General features: G+C 72.0%; 19 protein-coding genes. 9 read left to right on the forward strand and 10 right to left on the reverse strand.

Annotated elements, in window-relative coordinates:
- Nucleotides 1-120: 120 nt before the first annotated feature.
- From M8J74_RS13930 to M8J74_RS13940, 3 genes are all read right to left on the reverse strand, one after another.
- Entirely contained in the window at nt 121-573 is a 453-nt protein-coding gene (locus tag M8J74_RS13930) for a DoxX family protein (protein WP_249836690.1), read from the reverse strand.
- 268 nt (nt 574-841) lie between these two features.
- A complete protein-coding gene (locus M8J74_RS13935; protein WP_249836691.1) occupies nt 842-2,470 on the reverse strand; it encodes an alkaline phosphatase D family protein in 1,629 nt (542 codons plus the stop codon).
- Between the two features lie 108 nt (nt 2,471-2,578).
- The gene (locus M8J74_RS13940) at nt 2,579-3,223 is read right to left on the reverse strand and encodes an HNH endonuclease family protein (RefSeq protein WP_058925564.1); all 645 of its coding nucleotides are present in this window, start codon (nt 3,221-3,223) and stop codon (nt 2,579-2,581) included.
- A gap of 390 nt (nt 3,224-3,613) precedes the next feature.
- On the opposite strand from M8J74_RS13940, the gene M8J74_RS13945 reads away from it, so the two are divergent.
- Together M8J74_RS13945 and M8J74_RS13950 are read left to right on the forward strand one after the other, a co-directional pair.
- The gene (locus tag M8J74_RS13945) at nt 3,614-4,195 is read left to right on the forward strand and encodes a TMEM165/GDT1 family protein (protein ID WP_058925565.1); all 582 of its coding nucleotides are present in this window, start codon (nt 3,614-3,616) and stop codon (nt 4,193-4,195) included.
- Nucleotides 4,196-4,365: 170 nt separating this feature from the next.
- Nucleotides 4,366-5,034 carry an HAD-IA family hydrolase gene (locus M8J74_RS13950; protein ID WP_249836692.1) on the forward strand — a complete coding sequence of 223 codons (669 nt, stop codon included), beginning with the start codon at nt 4,366-4,368 and terminating at the stop codon, nt 5,032-5,034.
- A gap of 624 nt (nt 5,035-5,658) precedes the next feature.
- On the opposite strand, the gene M8J74_RS13955 is transcribed toward M8J74_RS13950, so the two are convergent.
- Entirely contained in the window at nt 5,659-6,579 is a 921-nt protein-coding gene (locus M8J74_RS13955) for a peptidoglycan-binding domain-containing protein (RefSeq protein ID WP_249836693.1), read from the reverse strand.
- 179 nt (nt 6,580-6,758) lie between these two features.
- On the opposite strand from M8J74_RS13955, the gene M8J74_RS13960 reads away from it, so the two are divergent.
- Complete coding sequence (locus M8J74_RS13960) at nt 6,759-8,804, forward strand: MDR family MFS transporter (protein WP_249836694.1); 2,046 nt, start codon at nt 6,759-6,761, stop codon at nt 8,802-8,804.
- 13 nt (nt 8,805-8,817) lie between these two features.
- On the opposite strand, the gene M8J74_RS13965 is transcribed toward M8J74_RS13960, so the two are convergent.
- Together M8J74_RS13965 and M8J74_RS13970 are read right to left on the reverse strand one after the other, a co-directional pair.
- Nucleotides 8,818-9,345 carry a GNAT family N-acetyltransferase gene (locus M8J74_RS13965; RefSeq protein WP_249836695.1) on the reverse strand — a complete coding sequence of 176 codons (528 nt, stop codon included), beginning with the start codon at nt 9,343-9,345 and terminating at the stop codon, nt 8,818-8,820.
- 10 nt (nt 9,346-9,355) lie between these two features.
- On the reverse strand, nt 9,356-9,982 hold the full coding sequence (locus tag M8J74_RS13970) for a dihydrofolate reductase family protein (protein WP_249836696.1): 627 nt from the start codon (nt 9,980-9,982) through the stop codon (nt 9,356-9,358).
- 170 nt (nt 9,983-10,152) lie between these two features.
- Between M8J74_RS13970 and M8J74_RS13975 the strand changes: the two genes are divergently transcribed.
- A complete protein-coding gene (locus tag M8J74_RS13975) occupies nt 10,153-10,851 on the forward strand; it encodes a hypothetical protein (protein ID WP_249836697.1) in 699 nt (232 codons plus the stop codon).
- A gap of 5 nt (nt 10,852-10,856) precedes the next feature.
- Complete coding sequence (locus M8J74_RS44825; protein ID WP_308406047.1) at nt 10,857-11,690, forward strand: hypothetical protein; 834 nt, start codon at nt 10,857-10,859, stop codon at nt 11,688-11,690.
- 35 nt (nt 11,691-11,725) lie between these two features.
- On the opposite strand, the gene M8J74_RS13990 is transcribed toward M8J74_RS44825, so the two are convergent.
- Nucleotides 11,726-12,154: a DnaJ family domain-containing protein gene (locus tag M8J74_RS13990; RefSeq protein WP_249836698.1), complete on the reverse strand. Its 429-nt coding sequence runs from the start codon at nt 12,152-12,154 to the stop codon at nt 11,726-11,728.
- An 80-nt stretch (nt 12,155-12,234) separates the two neighbouring features.
- Between M8J74_RS13990 and M8J74_RS13995 the strand changes: the two genes are divergently transcribed.
- On the forward strand, nt 12,235-12,627 hold the full coding sequence (locus M8J74_RS13995; protein WP_249836699.1) for an FHA domain-containing protein: 393 nt from the start codon (nt 12,235-12,237) through the stop codon (nt 12,625-12,627).
- Nucleotides 12,628-12,661: 34 nt separating this feature from the next.
- On the opposite strand, the gene M8J74_RS14000 is transcribed toward M8J74_RS13995, so the two are convergent.
- Both M8J74_RS14000 and proP read right to left on the reverse strand, forming a co-directional pair.
- Nucleotides 12,662-13,330, reverse strand: a complete 669-nt coding sequence (locus tag M8J74_RS14000) for an O-methyltransferase (RefSeq protein WP_249836700.1) — start codon at nt 13,328-13,330, stop codon at nt 12,662-12,664.
- A gap of 51 nt (nt 13,331-13,381) precedes the next feature.
- Complete coding sequence (proP, locus tag M8J74_RS14005) at nt 13,382-14,743, reverse strand: glycine betaine/L-proline transporter ProP (RefSeq protein ID WP_249836701.1); 1,362 nt, start codon at nt 14,741-14,743, stop codon at nt 13,382-13,384.
- 343 nt (nt 14,744-15,086) lie between these two features.
- On the opposite strand from proP, the gene M8J74_RS14010 reads away from it, so the two are divergent.
- Entirely contained in the window at nt 15,087-17,138 is a 2,052-nt protein-coding gene (locus tag M8J74_RS14010) for a bifunctional glycosyltransferase 87/phosphatase PAP2 family protein (RefSeq protein WP_249836702.1), read from the forward strand.
- Between the two features lie 84 nt (nt 17,139-17,222).
- Here M8J74_RS14010 and M8J74_RS14015 read toward each other — a convergent pair whose 3' ends face one another.
- Nucleotides 17,223-18,458: a cytochrome P450 gene (locus M8J74_RS14015; RefSeq protein WP_249836703.1), complete on the reverse strand. Its 1,236-nt coding sequence runs from the start codon at nt 18,456-18,458 to the stop codon at nt 17,223-17,225.
- Nucleotides 18,459-18,691: 233 nt separating this feature from the next.
- On the opposite strand from M8J74_RS14015, the gene M8J74_RS14020 reads away from it, so the two are divergent.
- Together M8J74_RS14020 and M8J74_RS14025 are read left to right on the forward strand one after the other, a co-directional pair.
- Nucleotides 18,692-19,861, forward strand: coding sequence for a steroid 3-ketoacyl-CoA thiolase (locus M8J74_RS14020; RefSeq protein WP_249836704.1), 1,170 nt, complete (start codon nt 18,692-18,694; stop codon nt 19,859-19,861).
- A gap of 43 nt (nt 19,862-19,904) precedes the next feature.
- Nucleotides 19,905-20,144, forward strand: a complete 240-nt coding sequence (locus tag M8J74_RS14025) for a hypothetical protein (protein WP_249836705.1) — start codon at nt 19,905-19,907, stop codon at nt 20,142-20,144.
- The last annotated feature ends 5 nt before the right edge of the window (nt 20,145-20,149 follow it).

Genomic DNA, 20,149 nt, shown 5'->3' on the forward strand with positions numbered 1-20,149 from the left:
GAGCGGCAGGGCGGCCATCAACAGCCATACAGCGTACGCCCGTGGTGTGACGGGAGATTCATCGGGGGCACGTGGGATCGGCACGGGACGTTCACCCGGCTGCCGCCCCGCGTCGGTGTGTCAGGCGGTCACCGGCGTCTGCTCCGCGGCCCGCTCGTGCTGCGCGGTCGAGCGCCTGGCCAGCAGCCGGTCCAGGCCGAACGCGCCGGAGCCGGTGAAGACCAGCAGCAGGAAGGCCCAGCAGAAGAAGGCCGCGGGCTCGCCTCCGTTCTCGATGGGCCACAGGGCGTGCGGCTGGTGCACCTTGAAGTAGGCGTACGCCATCGAGCCGGAGGCGACGAAGGCCGCGGCGCGCGTGGCGAGCCCGAGCAGGACGAGGATGCCGCCGACGAGTTCGATGACGGCCGCGTACCAGGACGGCCAGGCGCCGGCCCGGACGGTGGCGCCGGTGCCGAACGCGCCGCCGAGGACGCCGAAGAGCGAGGCGGCGCCGTGGCAGGCGAAGAGCAGGCCGACGACCATGCGGAACAGGCCGAGGGCGTAGGGCTGGGCTGCGTCGAGACGAGCGGACATGTGGGGGGTGCTCCTTCGGTGTGGTCGCGACCTGTCGGGGACATGACAGGAAGGGGGAACGGCGGTACCGAACGAGCTTTTTACGGTAGGTCAGCCCCGATGATGTTGGAAGTTCAACATTGGCCAACGACTCCGCGCAGCTCTCCGCGCCGCCCGTGGCGTCGACGCACGTGGGAGCGCTCCCATATGATCGCGCACCCCCGAAAGTGTGTCCGAATCCGCTCCCTCCGGGCCCGCCACCACCGGCGGGACCCGCGGGATCTGCCGCTCAGGTGGGGCTGAGCCGGGACTCCTCCACCGTCGCCAGCACCCCTTGCTCCCGCGCCTGTTCGAGCCGCAGCCGCGCCGAACGGCCCTCCATCGTCAGCGTCATGAGCTGGTTGCCGAACCAGGGTCCACCGGTCTTGCGCCACTTGACGGGCACCGGCGCACACCGGCCGTGCCGCAGGAACCGGCGCCCCAGCACCCGGGCCGCCGCGCTCCAGCCGAACCGGAAGGCGACGCGGATCGCCCGCGGCACGGCGTTGTGCACGGGGGAGCAGGTCAGCTGCAGCACCCGGGCGTCCGGCCCGCCGCCCGCCAGCCACGAGGCCTCCGCCACGTACGCGTGGTGCACGTCGCCCGACAGGACGAGCACCGTCGAGGGCGCCCCCGCCCCCGAACCGGCCCGCGCGATCAGCTCGGCCAGCCCGGTGAAGGAGGCCGGGAAGGCCGCCCAGTGCTCCAGGTCCGCCCCCCGCCGCAGCTTCTCCCCGAACCGCGCCCAGCGCGCCCCCCGGTCCCCCCGGCACAGGGCGGCGCTCCACGCCTCGGCGTCGTGCACGAGGTGCGGCAGCAGCCAGGGCAGCGAGGTCCCGATCAGCAGATGGTCGTACGCCCCGGGGTCCAGCACCTGCTCGCGCAGCCACCGTTCCTCGCCCGGGTCGAGCATCGCCCGGTGCTCCTCGTCGAGGACGCGGGCCGCCCGCGAGTCCACCATCACCAGCCGGACCCGGCCGAAGTCGCGCCGGTAACTCCAGCGCACCGAGGCGGGGTCGACGTCGGCGCGGGAGGCGAAGGCGCGCAACTCGTCCGTCCCGTCGGGAAGTTCGCGTACGGCCGCGTAGAGCGGGTCGGCGGCGAGCTCGGCCGGCGAGAGGTTGCCCAGGTGCTGGTGGACCCAGTACGACATCAGGCCGCTCAGCAGCCGCTCCCGCCACCACGGAGTGGCCCGCATGTCCTCCACCCAGGCCGCGGAGGTGTTCCAGTCGTCGATGACGTCGTGGTCGTCGAAGATCATGCAGGTGGGCACGGTGGACAGCAGCCAGCGCACCTCGGGGTCGAGCCAGGACTCGTAGTAGAGGCGGGTGTACTCCTCGTAGTCCGCGACCTGGCTGCCCGGCGGGTCGCCGAGGTCGCGGCGGGCGGCGAGCCAGCGCTGCGTCGCCGGGGAGGTCTCGTCGGCGTAGACCTGGTCGCCCAGCAGCAGGAGCACGTCCGGGCGCTCGCCCTCGGGGTCGGCCGCCATCCGCAGGGCGAGCGTGTCGAGGGCGTCCGGGCCCACGGGGTCCGGCTCGTCGGCGGGCGGGGCGGCCCAGCGGCAGGAACCGAAGCCGACCTTGACCTCGTCGTCCTCGCGCGGGGCGCGGATCACGGAGGGCGGGAAGGGGGAGTCGGGCGGCGGCCACACGAGCGCGCCGTCGAGGTGGACGTCGTACGACGTCGTCGTGCCCGCGGTGAGGCCGGTGACCGGCACCAGGGCGTAGTGGTGGCCGGCGATCTGGAAGGTGGGGGCCTCGCCGCCGGAGCCGTCGGCGCAGCGCACCTCGGCGGTGCAGGGGCGGCTCGTCTCGACCCACACGGTCGCGGACGATCCGTCGGCATACCTCAGCAGTGGACCCAGGCGCAGTTCGGCCACGTACTCACGCTCCTCCGTCGCCCCGTACGGTACGGAACGACGGAGGTGAGGGGGGAGGTTCCGCGCGTAACGATCAGTCGTCGGATCGGCCGTCGGCCGGTCGTCGGATCAGCAGCCGGAGAGGTAGCTGGTGAGCGCCGACTTCTCGGCGGAGTCGACCGAGAGGTCGTAGTAGTACTTCACCTGGACCCAGGCGCGGACGTAGGTGCACACGTACGCGGACCGGGACGGCACCCAGGTGGCGGGGTCCTGGTCGCCCTTGGACTGGTTCACGTTGTCGGTGACGGCCAGCAGCTGCGGGCGGGTGATGTCGTTGGCGAAGGCCTGGCGCTGGGCGGTGGTCCACTTGCTCGCGCCGGAGTCCCAGGCCTCGGCGAGCGGCACGAGGTGGTCGATGTCCAGGTCGGAGGCGGCGGTCCAGGTCGCGCCGTCGTAGGGGGAGTACCAGCTGCCGCTGGTCGCGGCGCACGCGGAGTCGGTGACGACGTTCGTGCCGTCCCGCTTGAGGATGTACTCCCGGGTGTTGCAGGTGCCGCTGATCGTGATCCAGGTCGGGAAGAGGTCGCGGCTGTAGCCGGTGCGGTTCTCGGTCGCCACGGTGAGCGAGGCGAGGTAGCTGCGCGCGGTGGAGGCGCTGACCGGGGTCGGGAGGGCGGCGGAGGCGCTCGGGCCGTTCAGAAGCCCGACGGAGGCTATGAGTCCGGTAAGAGCCGCGAGTATGCTGAGCCGTCGACGCGCGTAGAACTTCGGCATGCGAACTCCCTTGTGGGGTGGGGGCGTTGGGTGCGAGCAGGGGAATGCTCCCGGCGCCGTGTTGCGTCAGAGTGTGCGTTCGGTAAGAAGCTAGTGACGCGTACATGACACGACAAGGTGTACGGCTGAACTTTCGCCCGCCGGCTCGTCGCGTACCATGGACGGCGCAGAAGGGGAGTAGCTCTTCGCCGGACCGTCGACATACTGCTCAGCTCGTCTGAGCCGGCGCCCGGAGGCGGGTCCCTCGTGGACCTCGCCAGCGAGACCTTCGGCAAAGCAGTGCACGCCCGTGCCGCACGGCACGGGCGCCATGTGTGCGCTGCCGTGCCGAGGTGTCGTGCGTGAAGGTTCAGCACTCTCGGTGGGGCAGCCCCGACCGATTGAGGAACCTTGATCAGCATCACCGTCCTGGCGCTCGTCTTCGGCGTCGTCTTCCTCGCGGAGCTTCCGGACAAGACCGCGCTCGCCGGACTCGTCCTCGGGGCGCGCTACCGCGCCTCCTACGTCTTCGCGGGCGTCGCGGCCGCGTTCCTGCTGCACGTCGTGCTCGCCGTGGCGGCGGGCAGTGTGCTGACGCTGCTGCCGCAGCGGCTCGTGCACGCCGTCACGGGCCTGCTCTTCCTGGGCGGCGCGGCGATGCTGCTGTTCGGCAAGGGGGACGGCGAGGAGGAGATCCGCAGGCCCGAGGACCAGTCCTTCTGGAAGGTCGCGGGCACCGGATTCATGCTCATCCTCGTCGCCGAGTTCGGTGACCTCACGCAGATCATGACGGCCAACCTCGCGGCCCGCTACGACGACCCGCTGTCCGTCGGGCTCGGTGCCGTGCTGGCGCTGTGGGCGGTGGCCGGGCTGGGCATCGTCGGCGGAAAGGCGCTGATGAGGCGGGTGCCGCTGAAGCTGATCACGAAGATCGCGGCGCTGCTGATGGCGGGGCTCGGGGTGTGGGGTCTGTGGGAGGCCGTGGCCGGGTGAGGCCGCGGGACGGGCGGCGGGCCGGCTGAACGGCCGGTGAACTCTTCGGGCATGCGGTGGCGGATGCCGGGCATGTTTTGTACCGTGGAGAAACAAAGTGGCTCCCGCCCGTTTTCCCTGACCGGCGGGCGGGGCCGCCTTGTTCCCCCCTTCCTGCCTTGGAGCTGCCGATGACGGTCACCGCCGTGCCCACCGTCCTGACCGCCCGCGCCCTCCTGCTGGACATGGACGGCACCCTCGTGAACTCCGACGCCGTCGTCGAACGGATCTGGCGTCGCTGGGCCGAGCGGCACGGGCTGGACGCGGACGAGGTCATGAAGGTGGTCCACGGGCGCCAGGGCTACGCCTCCATGGCCGTGCTGCTGCCCGACCGTCCCATGGAGCAGAACCACGCCGACAACGCGCGCATGCTCGCCGAGGAGACCGCCGACACCGACGGGGTCGTGGAGGTGCCCGGCGCGGCGAGGTTCCTGGCGTCCCTGGACGGGCTGCCGCACGCGCTGGTGACCTCGGCGGACGTGCCCCTCTCCACGGCCCGCATGGCCGCGGCGGGGCTGCCGCTGCCGCGCGTGCGCGTCACGGCGGAGAACGTCGGCGCGAGCAAGCCGGACCCCGAGGGCTTCCTCAAGGGCGCGGCGGAACTGGGCATCGCCCCGGCCGACTGCGTCGTCTTCGAGGACTCCGCCGCGGGGATCGCCGCCGGCCGGGCCGCCGGGATGCGGGTCGTGGGCGTGGGCCCGCGAGCCGACCTCCACGAGCCGGACATCGTCGTGCCCGACCTCACCCGGGTCCACATCGAGGCCACGACGGACGGCACGATCCGGATCTGCGTGCAGTGACGGAGCGGGGCGGGGCGCGCCGCGTCTGAGGCGCGCCGGGGTGCGTGGGTGTGGGCGAGGAGCGGCTGGGCCTGTTGCGCCTGGCCGTGGCCGGCAGCGTGTGTGCTGTCGCGTGTACGTCTCCGACCCGCACCGCGCCGGGCCGGATGTGCGGGTGGTGACGGGCTGAGGCTGGGGTGGCGCCGTGTCTGGGGTTCGCCGGGGTGCGCGGGTGTGGGCGAGGAGAGCGGTCGTGCCTGGCCGTGCCCGGCCGCGTGTGTGCTGTCGCTCGGATGTTTCCGACCCGCACCGGGCCGGGCCGGATGTGCGGGCGGTGACGGGCTGAGGCTGGGGTGGCGCCGTGTCTGGGGTTCGCCGGGGTGCGCGGGTGTGGGCGAGGAGAGCGGTCGTGCCTGGCCGTGCCCGGCCGCGTGTGTGCTGTCGCTCGGATGTTTCCGACCCGCACCGGGCCGGGCCGGATGTGCGGGCGGTGACGGCTGACGCCAGGGTGCGCGCGTCTGGGTGAGCGGAGGCTGGGCCTCTCGCGCCGTCGTCAGCAGCGTCCGGCAGTATGTGCCCTGTCACTCGGATGTTTCCGACCCGCACCGGGCCGGGACGGATTTCAGCTCGGGCGGGGTGTCGGGCTCAGGGTTCCGATGTCTCCGACTCCAGTCGGGAGCGGGTTTCGAGGTCGTAGACGCCGTACTGCTGGGGCTGGATGCCCCGGGCCTGCTGGTAGCGGGTGACCGCGTCCTCGACGCCCTCGTTGTAGTGGCCGGACGCCTTGCGCGTGTACAGGCCGAGCTGGGTCAGGCGCAGTTCCAGTTCCTTCACCTCGGGCCCGCTGTCGCCGCGGCGCAGGACCGGCGGGCGGGTGCGCTGATTGCTGCCCGCGCTGATCGTGTCGGTCACCGAGGCCGTGGGCGTCGGGCCGGCCGGACTCCGTGTGGGGGCCACGGAGGGCGACGGCGAGGCGCTCGTGGAGGCCGACGGGACCGAGGGGGAGGGTGTCGGGTTGGTGGGCGCCGGCGGCGGGACCGGCCGGCTCGCCGGGGCGGACGATTCGGCGGGCGGCCTCGGCGTGCTGCTCGTCGGTGGGGCCGGGACGCTCGCCCGGACGTCGTCCGGCAGCGCCGTGTGCCGCGGCGGAGGCTCGTACGAGAACAGCCCGACGGCCAGTCCCGCGGCGGCCACCACCGCCACCACGGCGCCGCCCGCGGCGAGCAGCACGGTGCGTGTGCGGGGGCCGCGGCGACCGGGGCGCCGCGCCGGGACCGCCGGAGCGGGAACGGCGGGCTCGGGGGGCGGTCCGGGCGGCCGCGTCGTCTCGAACGGGCGCAGATCCGGGCCGACCGTCCGTAACGGCATCGTCCCCTCCGTCGCCCCCTCCAGGTCGACGTACGGCCGGATCCGCAGCGGATCGAAGTCCTCCGCGGCCGCCGCCTGCGCCGTACGGGCCTCGCGCAGGGCGTCGGACGCCCGCCGCGCGCAGCCGCACGACGGCGTGTTGTCGCCGCCTCTGGGCGCTCCGCACTCCGGGCACGGGTGACCCTCGGGGTCTGTCACGTGTTCGTCCCTCCCCTCGCGCTCCCCTCGCGAACTCCAGAGATTATGCGGATCTCCTTCACCTCGCCTCCCACAGACCCCCGGAATCCCGGCTTCCGGGGACTCGACGGGCCATATCCGGTCACTCCGACCACGATGGGAGGTGCGTCGAGGACGCACAGCGACCGTTGGGAGGTCTCATGGCAGGGGATGCGAGCACGGTGACCCGGCATCGGCAGGAGGCGCAGGACCCGCACGTACCCGGGAACGTCCTCGTCTCGATCGGCGCCCTGCTCCTCGGGATGCTGCTCGCCGCGCTCGACCAGACCATCGTCTCGACGGCGCTGCCGACCATCGTCAGCGACCTCGGCGGTCTCGACCACCTGTCGTGGGTGGTGACCGCGTATCTGCTCGCCTCGACCGCCGCGACCCCGCTGTGGGGCAAACTCGGCGACCAGTACGGACGCAAGAGGCTGTTCCAGACCGCGATCGTGATCTTCCTCATCGGCTCCGCGCTGTGCGGCATGGCGCAGAACATGCCCGAGCTCATCGCCTTCCGGGCGATTCAGGGGCTCGGCGGCGGCGGGCTCATGGTGCTGTCGATGGCGATCGTCGGGGACGTCGTGCCACCGCGCGAACGCGGCCGCTACCAGGGGCTGTTCGGGGCCGTGTTCGGGGCGACCAGCGTCCTCGGGCCGCTGCTCGGCGGCCTGTTCACCGAACACCTCAGCTGGCGCTGGGTGTTCTACGTCAACCTCCCCGTCGGCGTGATCGCCCTCGCGGTGATCGCGGCCGTGCTGCGCATCCCGCGCAAGCAGACACGGCACGTCATCGACTACCTCGGTACGTTCCTGATCGCGGCCGTCGCCACCTGCCTGGTGCTCGTCGCCTCGCTGGGCGGGACGACCTGGGGGTGGGGCTCGGCGCAGATCGTCGGGCTGGCCGTGCTGGGCGTCGTCCTCGCCGTGGCGTTCGTGGCGGTGGAGCGGCGGGCCGCCGAACCCGTGCTGCCGCTGAAACTGTTCCGCATCCGGACGTTCACCCTGTCGGCGGTCATCAGCTTCATCGTCGGCTTCGCCATGTTCGGCGCGATGACCTACCTGCCGACGTTCCTGCAGGTCGTGCAGGGCGTCACGCCCACCATGTCCGGTGTGCACATGCTGCCCATGGTGTTCGGCCTGCTGCTGTCGTCCACGGGCTCCGGGCAGATCGTCAGCCGGACGGGACGCTGGAAGGTCTTCCCCGTCGCCGGGACGGCCGTCACCACGATCGGGCTGCTTCTGCTGCACCGGCTCGACGAGAACAGCTCCACGTTCGAGATGAGCGCCTACTTCTTCGTCTTCGGCCTCGGACTCGGCCTGGTCATGCAGGTGCTGGTGCTCATCGTGCAGAACGCCGTCTCCTACGAGGACCTCGGCGTCGCGACCTCCGGCGCGACCTTCTTCCGCTCCATCGGCGCCTCCTTCGGCGTGGCGATCTTCGGCACGGTCTTCGCGAGCCGCCTCGGCGACAAGCTGACGGCGGCGTTCAGCGGCGTGAAGCTGCCGGGAGGCGTCTCGGCCGACGCCCTCAAGTCCGACCCGCGCGGCATCGGCTCCCTCCCGCCCGCCCTGCGCGCGCCCGCCCTGCACGCGTACGCCTCCTCCATCACCGACGTCTTCCTGTACGCCGCCCCCGTCGCCCTCCTCGGCTTCGTCCTGGCCTGGTTCCTCAAGGAGGACCCGCTGCGCGCCTCGGTCACCGCGCCCGACGTCACCGAGACCCTCGCCAGCAACCCCGTCGAACGGTCCTCCTACGACGAGGTGTGCCGGGCGCTGTCCGTGCTCGGCACGCGCGAGGGGCGGCGCAAGGTGTACGAGGAGATCACCGAGCGGGCCGGCTACGACCTGCTGCCGGCGGCCAGTTGGCTGCTGCTGCGCATCCGGCGGTACGGCTGGGCCGAGCCCGCCGTGCTCGCCGAGCGCAGTTCCGTGCCGCTGAACGTCATCATCGAGGCCGCCCGGCAGGTGGAGGTGCGGCGCCTCGCGGTGCGGGAGGGGCCGGATCTGATGCTGACGGACAGCGGGCGGCGGGTCGCCGACCGGCTCGCCGAGGCCCGGGAGGAGTCGCTGGCGCGGCTCCTCGGGGACTGGTGGGGACCGGGGCGGCCCACGGACCTCGTGCAGTTGGTGCGCGAGCTGAACGGCGAGCTGTGCGGGTCGGAACGGGAGGAGCCGCACAAGGGCGTCGTGGAGGGCGCCGGTTGAGACAGGGCGCCCCTCAGGCCTCCGCCGTGGCCGGCACGTCGGCGGACCCCCGCCGCAGGTCCTTGCGGAACCAGTGCTCGGCGTACGGGTCGTCGTTGTGGCGTGCCGTCTCCTCGTAGCCGAGGCGGGCGTACAGGGCGCGCGCCGCCACCAGGTCGGAGCGGGTGTCCAGGATCAGCCGGTGGGCGCCCAGGGCGCGGGCGGCCTCCTCGGCGGCCCGCACCAGCAGGGGCGCGCCGCCCCGGCCCCGCATTCCCACGTGCACGAACACCCGGGTCAGCTCCGCGGTCTCCGCGTCCAGCAGGCGTACGCCCGCCGAGCCCGCCGGTTCCCCGGCGTAGCGGGCGACCAGCAGCGTGCCCGTGGGCGCGGCGAGTTCCGCGCCCGTGGTGGCGGCGATCTCGCGCTCCAGTTCGGCGGGGTCGGTGCGGCGGCCTTCGTGCAGCAGGTACCAGCGGTCGCTGACCTCCGTGTAGTACGCCCGCCACAGGGCCGCGGCCACGGGGGAGTCGTAGGGCTCCGGGGTGATGGTCCAGGTCATGGCCCCCATCTCAGGAGACGGAGCGGCGCGCCCGCAACCGGATATGCGTGACCTCCGGCGAGTCCAGCACCTGGGTCTTCTCCCACTCGATGTGCTGATCGCCCAGGTTGTCGAAGAGGCGGCGGCCGCCGCAGGCCAGGACCGGGACGACGTGCAGGAGCAGTTCGTCGAGCAGGCCCGCCCGGACGAACTGCTGGACCAGGTCCGCGCCGCCCGCCAGGGACACGTCCTTCTCGCCGGCGGCCTGCCGGGCCAGTTCCAGGGCGCGCTCGGGGCCCTCGGTGACGAAGTGGAACGTCGTGCCGCCCTTCTTCGGAACGGACGGGCGCGCGTGGTGGGTGACGACGAACACCGGCGCGTGGAACGGGGGCTCGTCGCCCCACGGGATCTCACCGGTGACGTACATGCCGTGGCCCATGACCACCGCGCCGGGCCGCCGGACGTGCTCGGCGACCAGATCGTCGTCCGGCCCGGTCAGGCCGCCCTCCATCCCCTGCATCCGGCGGAACGTCCGCAGCCCGTACACCCAGGAGTGCAGCCGCTCCCCGCCGATGCCCAGCGGATGCTCCCGGCCCGACTCCGGGCCCGCGATGTATCCGTCCAGCGACACGGCCAGTCGTGCGATGACCTCACCCATGACGATCCCCTTCGGTACGGGCACCCTCACGGTGCCTTCGACCGGACGTCGATCGGGGACGCGGGGGATCGACGTGGAGCGCGAAGGATTTTGACACCCGTTTACGCGGGGTGTTCCGGGTCACCCGTTCGGAGAACCGGCCCGTTGGGCCGATACAACGGAAGGCACCCATGTCCACAGGCATGATCATTGCTTTGATCGTGATCGTGGCGGCCGTGGTCGTTGTCGCGGCCGTCCTGATGAAGCGTGCGAAGGGCCCGCACGGCGGCCGGGACCTGAAGCGCCGCTTCGGGCCCGAATACGACCGTACGGTGGCCCGGCACGACGGGGACGCCAAGGCCGCCGAGCGCGAACTCACCGAGCGCGTGGAACGACACGGCTCGCTGCGTGAGCGGCCGCTCGACGCGAGCCGGCGGGAACAGTACGAGGCCCGCTGGACGGCCGCGCAGGAGCGGTTCGTCGACGCGCCCCGGGAGGCGGTCGCCGAGGCGGACCGCCTGATCGCGGAACTGGCCGCCGAGCGCGGCTTCCCGGACGGAGGCCAGTACGAGGAGCAGCTCGCCGCGCTCTCCGTCCACCACGCCCACCACGTCCACGGCTACCGGCACGTCCACCGCGTCGCCCGCGTCGGCGCGGGCGGGCAGGACGGCGACCGGTCCGACACGGAGGAGATGCGGGAGGCCATGGTCGAGGCCCGCGCGCTCTTCGAGGAGCTGACGTCCTCCACCCGGCACCGCGGCGCGAGCGCCGGGAGGGCCGAGCGGGGCGACGAGGTCGCCACCGACGGCGACATGCGCGCAGGCGGGCACCAGGAGAACCGCGGCCATCTGCCGTGGGCCGTCAACCGACGTCACGCGAAGGGGAGTTGAGCGACATGAAGGACGCTGTGACCGGCCCCGGCCCCGGAGCCAGGAGTTCTGAGGACGAGGACCGGACCAACCGCCGCACGATCACCCCGACACCCGCGGAGACCGAGCGGGAAGGCGGGCGCGGTCCCGCGGAGACGGGACGCGACAGCGAGGACGGCGCGGAGCGGCGCGTCGTGTCGCCCACGCCGCAAGAGACGACCGACGCCCGGACGGGCAGCGCGTACGACGGCACGGGCGCCGTGACGCACACCGGTGCGCCCACCCCCGGAACCGCCCGTTCCACCGCCGACCTGTCACCGGGCACGGACACCGGCACCACGGACACCGGTGCCACCAACACCGGTGCCACCAACACCGGCACCACGGACACCGGCACCACGGACACCGGTGCCACCAACACCGGTGCCACCAACACCGGCACCACGGACACCGGCACCACGGACACGGGTATCGGCGGGTCCCGCACACACACCGGTGGTACCGGTATCGGTGCCGGCGGGTCCGGCTCCCGTACCGGTGGCACGGCCGCCGGTGGCGCCGGCACCGGGACCCCGCTGCTCCCGCACGACGAGTGCGACAAGCTGGAGACGCGGCTGCGGCACGCCGTCGCCGGGTTCGTCGACGGGCCCCGGGACGCCGTTCAGGAGGCCGACCAGGTGCTGGAGGAGATCGCCGGGCGGTTCGCCGAGGCGGTGACCCGGCGGCGCCGGACCCTGCGCATGTCCTGGCAGGACGGCAAGTCCGGCGGCGCGGACGAGGCCGCGCGGACGGACACCGAACAGCTCAGGCTCGCCCTGAAGGACTACCGCGAGCTGGCCGAACGCCTGCTCCACGGCTGAGACGCGAGACGCCACGGTCACGAGGCCGAGGGGACCTAAGCGGTCTCCTCGGCCTTTCCGGTGGCCGTCCGCCGCGCGTGCCATTCCCGTACGACCTCTTCGACGTCGTACGGCTTCATCCCGAGCGGGGGCCCCGGCGGCGGCTTGAACATCATGTCGCGGATCCTGACGTTGACGTCCGTGATCAGCTTGCGCGCGATCCGCTCCGAAGGAGCCGCGTACGCCGCCGCGAGCGTGTCCTCGGCCTCCTTGCGCAGCGCGAGGGTCGGCGGCAGCACCGACAGGCCCTCGCGGGCCATCTTCTGCCTGATCCACCACAGTTCGTCGTACGTGGTGTCGGTGCCGGGCGGCAACGGCTTTCCCGCGCCCGCGAGTTCGGCGAACTCACCGCGTCTTTCGGCGTCAAGGATCTGCTTGTCCACCCAGGACTCGAACGGCACGCCGGGTGGCTTTCGCTCGGTCATGAGTCCATTGTGCCGGACGCCGCAGACCCGGGCGATTTATCATGCGGCCGCTGCATAAGGACACTTCAAGAGGAGCGCACGTGCTCGAACTGACCATGGCCACCGTCGCCGCGGCGGAAGAGGGGGCCACGGCCGGCATGCAGATGGCCGACGCGCCCAGCGAGCCCGGCGCCGTGCTGCGGGTGGGCCGGGACCGGGCGCTGTGCCGTCTGGTGACGCCCGAGGACTGGCTGTTCGTGTCCCGGGTGCATCTGGAGTTCCAGTGCGGCCCGGAGGGGGCCTGGCAGGTCACCTGGCTGCGCGGCTCCCAGGCCGACCCCTCCTCCGAGGTCCGGCTGGTGGTCGGCGAGTACGCCCAGCCCCTCGCCTACGGCGGCACGGTGACGCTGCCCAGAGGCGGCAACGGCGAGATCGTCGTCCGCGACCGCACCGCCCCGAGGAGCGTCAACGTCGGCTTCTACCACGAGTTCTAGGGCGACACCCGCCCTGGCGGGCCGGGCCCGGCGGCTACCGTACTCGGACGAGTGCGAAGCCGTCGTGGCCCTTGCCGCTGACCGTCTGGATCGCCGTGCCGCTCAGCCTCGGGTGGCCGCCGATCAGTTCGACGGTGGCGCGGACGCCCCGGATCTCCGGGTCGGTGCTCGCCGCGTCGGTGACCCGGCCGCGCCGTACGACGTTGTCGACGACGATCAGGCTGCCGGCGCGGGTCAGCCGCAGGGCCCACTCCACGTAGTGCGGGTGGTTGACCCGGTCGGCGTCGATGAAGACCAGGTCGAAGGGGGCCGGGTTCTCGTCGGCCAGCTTGGGCAGCGACTCCAGGGCCGGACCGACCCGCACCTCGACCAGCCGGTCCAGTCCGGCGCGGGCGATGTTGCGGACGGCGATCTCGGCGTTCCTCGCGCTGTACTCCAGGGAGACCAGGCGGCCGTCCTCGGGCAGGGCGCGGGCCAGCCAGATGGTGCTGTAGCCGCCCAGGGTGCCGATCTCCAGGACGGTGCGGGCGCCCTGGATCTCGGCGAGGAGCCGCAGGAACTTGCCCTGGGGCGCGGTGACGGCGACGTGCGGGAGGCCGGCCGCCTCACTGTCGCGCAGGGCCGCCCGAAGGGCTTCGTCGTCCTGCGCGAGGTGGGCGGTGAAGTAGTCGTCCACGTCGTGCCACAGCTGCGACTCGCTCATTCACGGTGCCCTTCGTGCGGCGCGGACGGGGACGGCGGTGTGCCCGGGTGCCTACTCTTCCACCGCAGGTGCGGAACCCGGCAGGGGTTTGCCCGCCGACTCGGCCATGAACCACACCGCGACGCCGCCGATCACGGCCGCCGCCATCATGTAGTAGGCGGGCATCATCATGTTCCCGGTGGCGCCGATGAGGGCGGTGACGACCAGCGGGGTGGTGCCGCCGAACAGGGACACCGACACGTTGAAGCCGATCGACAGGGAGCCGTAGCGGACCCGGGTCGGGAACAGGGCCGGCAGGGCGGCCGGCATCGCGGCCGTGAAGCACACCAGCAGCAGGCCGAGCGCGGCCATGCCGAGGCCGACGGCGGCCAGGCTGCCCTGGCGGATCAGCAGGATCGCGGGAATCGACAGGAACAGGAAGCCCGCGCAGCCCGCGGCGATCACCGGGCGGCGGCCGATCCGGTCGGTCAGGGCGCCCGCGAAGGGCTGGACGACCATCATCAGCACCATGACGCCGAGCACGACGAGCAGGCCGTGCGTCTCGTCGTAGTGGAGCTCACTGGTCAGATAGCTCGGCATGTACGACAGCAGCATGTAGTCGGTGACGTTGAAGACCAGCACCAGGCCCACGCACAGCAGCAGCGCCTTCCACTGACCGGTGATCATCTCGCGCAGCGGGACCCGCGGACGGGCGGACTCGCTCTTGGCGACCTCCGCCGCGAAGGCCGGGGTCTCCTCCAGGCGCATCCGCAGGTACAGGCCGATGACGCCCATCGGGCCGGCGATCAGGAAGGGGATGCGCCAGCCCCAGCTCAGCAGGTCGTCGGAGGACAGCAGGGCGGTCATCAGGGTGACCAGGCCCGCGCCGCCGATGTAACCGGCGAGCGTGCCGAACTCCAGCCAGCTGCCGAGGAAGCCGCGCCGCTTGTCGGGCGCGTACTCGGCGATGAAGGTGGACGCGCCCGCGTACTCGCCGCCGGTGGAGAAGCCCTGCACCAGGCGGGCCAGGAGCAGCAGCAGCGGCGCGCCGACGCCGATCGTGGCGTACGACGGGATCAGGCCGATGGCGAAGGTGCCCGCCGCCATCATGATCATGGTGAGGGCGAGGACCTTCTGCCGGCCGACGCGGTCGCCGAGCGGTCCGAAGACCATGCCGCCGAGCGGACGGACCAGGAAGGCCGCCGCGAAGGCGCCGAAGGTGGACAGCAGCTGGGCGGTGGGGTTGCCGGACGGGAAGAAGACCTTGCCCAGCGTCACCGCGATGTAGCTGTAGACACCGAAGTCGAACCACTCCATCGCGTTGCCCAGCGCGGCCGCCTGTACGGCGCGCCGGACGAGGGCGGGGTCGGTGGCGGTGGCATCGGAGCTGCGGGAGGTGCGTGCCGGGGGAGCTGAGACTGCGGCGGTCGCCAAGACTTCGCTCGCCTACCTTTCGACGGGGACAGGGACGCGGCCCGCCCGGCGACGGTGACGGGGGCCGAAAATCGACCATAGGTGCACTTGTCACCCTTACGTGTCGCACACAAGTCGTTGCACAGTGCACCTGAATGGGGTGTGTCCAGGCCCGTATGCCCGCCGGGAAGCGCTCCCGGCGGTGACTCGCTGTGATCCATCTCGCGTCCCATCCGGGCAACCGACCCCCCTGCGCACTATCGTCATTCAGACAAAAGGGGAAAGGACGTCAGGTGAAGCCGGAGTAGCCTGCGTCTCTCCAACGGGGGGCTCACAGGACACCGGGGCGGGAGGCCGACGGGGCGTGGCGAACGTGGAGCACAGGCGACCGGCGGGAGCTTACGGGGCGACGGCCTGCGGAGGCCGGCTGCGGGCGGCGCGCCTGGCGCTGTGGCTGTTCGCCGCCCTCCTCGCCGTCCGGCAGGTGGCCGTCGTCCTCGGTACACCCCGGGGCGAGCGGCTGACGGACCTGGAGACCTGGGTGGGTCCCGAAGGCGTCCTGCATGTGAAGGGCTCGCTGTACGACTCGACGCGGTTCACCGGTACCCCTTTCGGGGGACTCGTTCTCAAGCCGCTCACCAGGGCGGCCGAACAGGCACTCGGCTGGGGCTGGACCTTCGGCACCCTGCTCCTGGTCGCCGCGCTCGGCCTGGTCGCCGCCCGCGCCCTGCCCCAGCCGGTCAGCCGGCGCACCTCGCTGCTCGCCGCGCCGGTCGCGATCAGCCTGCTGATGCTGTCCCTGCCGGTGCGCAACGCGCTCTGGCTCGGCCAGATCAGCATCCTGCCGGTGCTGCTCGTCCTGGTGGGCTGCTTCGTCGTACGCGGGGAGCGCGCCAGCGGCGTGCTGATCGGGCTCGCCGCCGCCTTCCAGCCGACCATCCTGCTCTTCGCGCCCCTGCTGTGGTTCACCGGCCGGCGCCGGCCCGCCGTCGCCACCGGTGCCACGTTCGTCGCGCTGACCGCGCTGGCCTGGGCGGCGATGCCGCACGACTCGTACACCTACTGGGTGCACCACATGGCGGGCACCGGACTCGGCGGCAAGGCCGACGCCCTGGCCAACCAGTCCCTCCACGGCGCCCTGCTGCGCCTGGGGCTGACCGGACCGCTGGAGATCGGCCTGTTCTTCGCGCTGGCCACGGCCCTCGCCGTCGTCGGCGTCCGGCGGGCCGTCCACTACGCCCGCGACGGCCAGCTGCTCCTCGCCGTAGCCGTCACCGGCTGTACGGCGATCGCCGTGTCCCCGACCACCTGGCAGCACCAGCTGCTGTGGGTGCTGCTCGCGGTCGTCGGACGGGTCGGCAAGCGGGCCTCCGACCGGTACGTGTGGCCGGTCGCCGTCGTCCTGGTGATGACGCTGCCCGCGAAGATGATGCTGCCGAACATGGCGGCGATGGACCCCCTGCGCGACAACGTCGTCCTGCTCGCCGCCCTCGCCGCGGCCGCCGTCGTGCCGTTCCTGACCCGCACCTCGCCGGACTACCAGGCGCCGGTGGCGACCGAGTACGCCGAGCCGGTCCCGGCCCGTCTGCGGCACGTGCCACTGGTGCCCCGGCTGCGCCGCGTCCTCACCCGCCCCAACCTGCTGCTGGAGCTGCTGCTGATCCGCGTCACCTACGCGGCGTACCAGAGGGTCAGGCTCGCGGCGACCGGCGGTTCGAACGAGGCGGGGCGGGCCCGGGCCGAGCACCACGGCCACCAGATCCTCGACATCGAGCGGTTCCTGCACATCGACGTCGAGCACGCCGTCAACCACGCGGTGGCGAAGGTCGACTGGCTGCGGGGCTTCTACGACTTCTACTACGAGTCGTTCCACTTCGTCGTGCCGCTGACCGTGCTCGCCGTGCTGTACTGGCGCCGCCCGGCCGACTACCGCTGGGCGCGCTCGGCACTCGGCTTCGCCACCCTGCTCGCGCTCGTCGGCTTCTGGCTCTACCCGCTGGCGCCGCCGCGTCTGCTGCCCGGCCTGGGCATCATCGACACCGTCCACGGCGTCCAGGACTTCTCCAAGCCGAACTACGGCACCCTGACCGCGCTGACCAACCAGTACGCGGCGATGCCCTCGCTGCACTTCGGCTGGTCGCTGTGGTGCGGGGTGGTCATCGCGGTGATCGCGCCCCGGTGGTGGATGAAGGCGCTCGGCCTGCTGCACCCGTTCTTCACGGTCTCGGCGATCGTGGCGACCGGCAACCACTGGGTGCTGGACGCCGTGGGCGGCGCCGCGGTCGTGGGCGCGGGCTTCGGGCTGACATACCTGCTGCAGGGGCCGCGGGCGCGTGGGGCCGGGGTGCCGCCTGCCGGTGATCCGTCCCAGGAGACCGTTGCCGCCGGCCTCGGGGGAGGCAGAAGCGGGGCGTAGGGGGGATGCTCCTGCCTCCCTCGAGATCGGCGGGACGGGCCGGCGGCTCCGGGATGCCGCCGGCCCGAGCAGCCGGGAGACCGGTCAGCCCGTCTCGACCATCAGGTGCTTCACGCCGTTGATCCACGCCGAGCGCAGACGGTCGGGGTCGCCCGCCAGGGTGAGGCCGGGCAGGGCGTCGGCGATGGCGTTGAAGATGAGGTCGATCTCCAGGACCGCGAGGGACTTGCCCAGGCAGTAGTGGGGACCGCCGCCGCCGAAACCGAGGTGGGGGTTGGGGTCGCGCATGATGTCGAAGGTGTCGGGGTCGGTGAAGACCTCCGGGTCGTGGTTGGCGGCGGCGTAGAAGACGCCGACCCGGTCGCCCTTCCTGATCCGCTTCCCGCCCAGTTCGAGGTCCTGGGTGGCGGTGCGCTGGAAGGCGTTGACGGGGGTGGCCCAGCGGACGATCTCCTCGGCCGCCGTCTCGGGGCGCGTCCGCTTGTACAGCTCCCACTGGCCGGGGTGGGTGAGGAACGCGTGCATGCCGTGGGTGATGGCGTTGCGGGTGGTCTCGTTGCCGGCCACGGCCAGCATCAGCACGAAGAACCCGAACTCGTCGGAGTTGAGGTTGCCCTCGTCCTCGGCGGAGACCAGCGTGGTGACGATGTCCTTGGCCGGGCACGCCTTGCGGTCGGCGGCCATGTTCATGGCGTAGGCGATGAGTTCGGTGGCCGACTGGGCGCCGACCTCCTCGGTGATGGCGTACTCGGGATCGTCGTAGGCGATCATCTTGTTCGACCAGTCGAAGATCTTGGCCCGGTCGTCCTGCGGGATGCCGATGAGCTCCGCGATGGCCTGCAACGGCAGTTCGCAGGCGACCTCGGTGACGAAGTCGAAGGGCCCGGAGCGGCCGCGGGCCGAGCGGGCGATGGCGTGGGCCCGCTCGCGCAGCCGGTCCTCCAGCGCCCGGATGGCGCGCGGGGTGAAGATGCGCTGCACGATCTGGCGGACGCGCGTGTGCTCGGGCGGATCCATGTTCAGCAGGATCAGCCGCTGGGCGTCGATCGCGTCGCGCTCGATGTGCTCGTTGAAGCGGATGATCGCCGTGTTGAGGTACGAGGAGAACAGCTCGGGGTGCGTGGAGACGTACTTGACGTCGGCGTGCCGGGTCACGGCCCAGTAGCCCTCGTCCTGGAAGCCGGCGACGTTGCCCGGCTGGGAGACCCAGCGCACGGGCTCGGCCCGGCGCAGCTCGGCGAACTCCGGCAGGGGCACACGGGCTTGCAGCAGGTCGGGGTCGGTGAAGTCGAACCCGTCGGGCAGAGCTGGACAGGGCATGGGCGACTCACTCCAGCCGGTCTTCTGACGGTCCATCAGGTTTGCCGTGAAGGTAGTAACGGGTTCTACAAGGTGCAAGGGGTACGGCAGGCCCAATTGCTTGCACGGCTCTTGCGGTTGTGCGCGCCCTGTCAGCAGACTGCTGGCAGAACTAGAACACGTACTAGTTCAGCGTGGCGGGGCCGGCCGGGACGCCCCCGCGCCGCGCGGGTACCGGAGGAGAGGATCCCCCCATGGCCGCGGAACCCGTGATCGTCGAAGCCGTACGCACCCCCATCGGCAGGCGCGGCGGAGCGCTCGCCAACCTGCACCCCGCCTACCTCCTGGGCGAGACCTACCGTGAACTCCTCGGCCGCACCGGCATCCCCGCCGACGCCGTCGAACAGGTCGTGGGCGGCACCGTCACCCACGCCGGCGAACAGTCCATGAACCCCGCGCGCACGGCCTGGCTGGCCATGGGGCTGCCGTACGAGACGGCGGCGACGACGGTCGACTGCCAGTGCGGCTCCTCGCAGCAGGCCTCGCACATGACCGCCAACATGATCGCGGCCGGCGTCATCGACGTCGGCGTCAGCTGCGGTGTCGAGGCGATGTCCCGGGTCCCGCTGGGATCGGGGTCCAAGCACGGGCCCGGCAAGCCGTTCCCGGACGAGTGGAACGTGGACCTGCCCAACCAGTTCGAGGCGGCCGAGCGGATCGCGCGCCATCGCGGGCTGACCCGCGAGAACGTCGACTCGCTGGGACTGATCTCGCAGGAGCGGGCGGCCGTGGCGTGGGCGGAGGAGCGCTTCAAACGGGAGACCTTCGCCGTCCAGGTCCCGACCACCGAGGACGAGCAGCGCGCCGGACAGGGCATGTGGCGGCTCGTCGACCGGGACGAGGGCCTGCGCGACACCTCCATGGAGGCCCTGGCCGGCCTGAAGCCGGTGATGCCGACGGCCGTCCACACGGCCGGCAACTCCTCCCAGATCAGCGACGGCGCGTCCGCGATCATGTGGGCGTCCAAGCGGATGGCGCGGGCGCTGAAACTGCGGCCCAGGGCGCGGATCGTGGCCCAGGCGCTGGTCGGCGCCGACCCGCACTTCCACCTCGACGGCCCCATCGACGCGACCCGCGCGGTGCTGGGCAAGGCGGGCATGACACTGAAGGACATCGACCTCGTCGAGATCAACGAGGCCTTCGCGTCCGTGGTGTTGAGCTGGGCGCAGGTCTTCGGGCAGGACCTGGAGAAGGTCAACGTCAACGGCGGCGCGATCGCGCTCGGCCACCCCGTGGGCGCCACCGGGGCCCGGCTCATCACCACCGCTCTGCACGAACTGGAGCGCACGGACAAGGAGTTCGCGCTCATCACCATGTGCGCGGGTGGCGGGCTGGCCACCGGGACGATCATCCAGCGGCTGTAGAAAGTCTGTGGACAGCTGAGGTGCGGGCTGGTCGGATTGCCCGATGCTGATCAGTCTGATCCTCCGCGTCCTCCCCTTCTACGTCCGTGAGCCACTGGTCATCGCGATCTGCGCCTTCTTCGCCGGCCTGGCCTTCTACTGGTTCTTCATGGTGGGAGGCCTGTCCAGGGGCGGCATGGGGCTGCTGTTCCTCGCGGTCGGCACCCTGCGGTTCTTCGCCGCCAGGAAGGAGTGGAGATCCCGCCGGGCGGTGAAGGCGGGAGGTGTCAGCCCGCAGATGTGACGGGA

The sequence above is a fragment of the Streptomyces panaciradicis genome (assembly GCF_023516615.1).
GTDB lineage: Bacteria > Actinomycetota > Actinomycetes > Streptomycetales > Streptomycetaceae > Streptomyces > Streptomyces panaciradicis.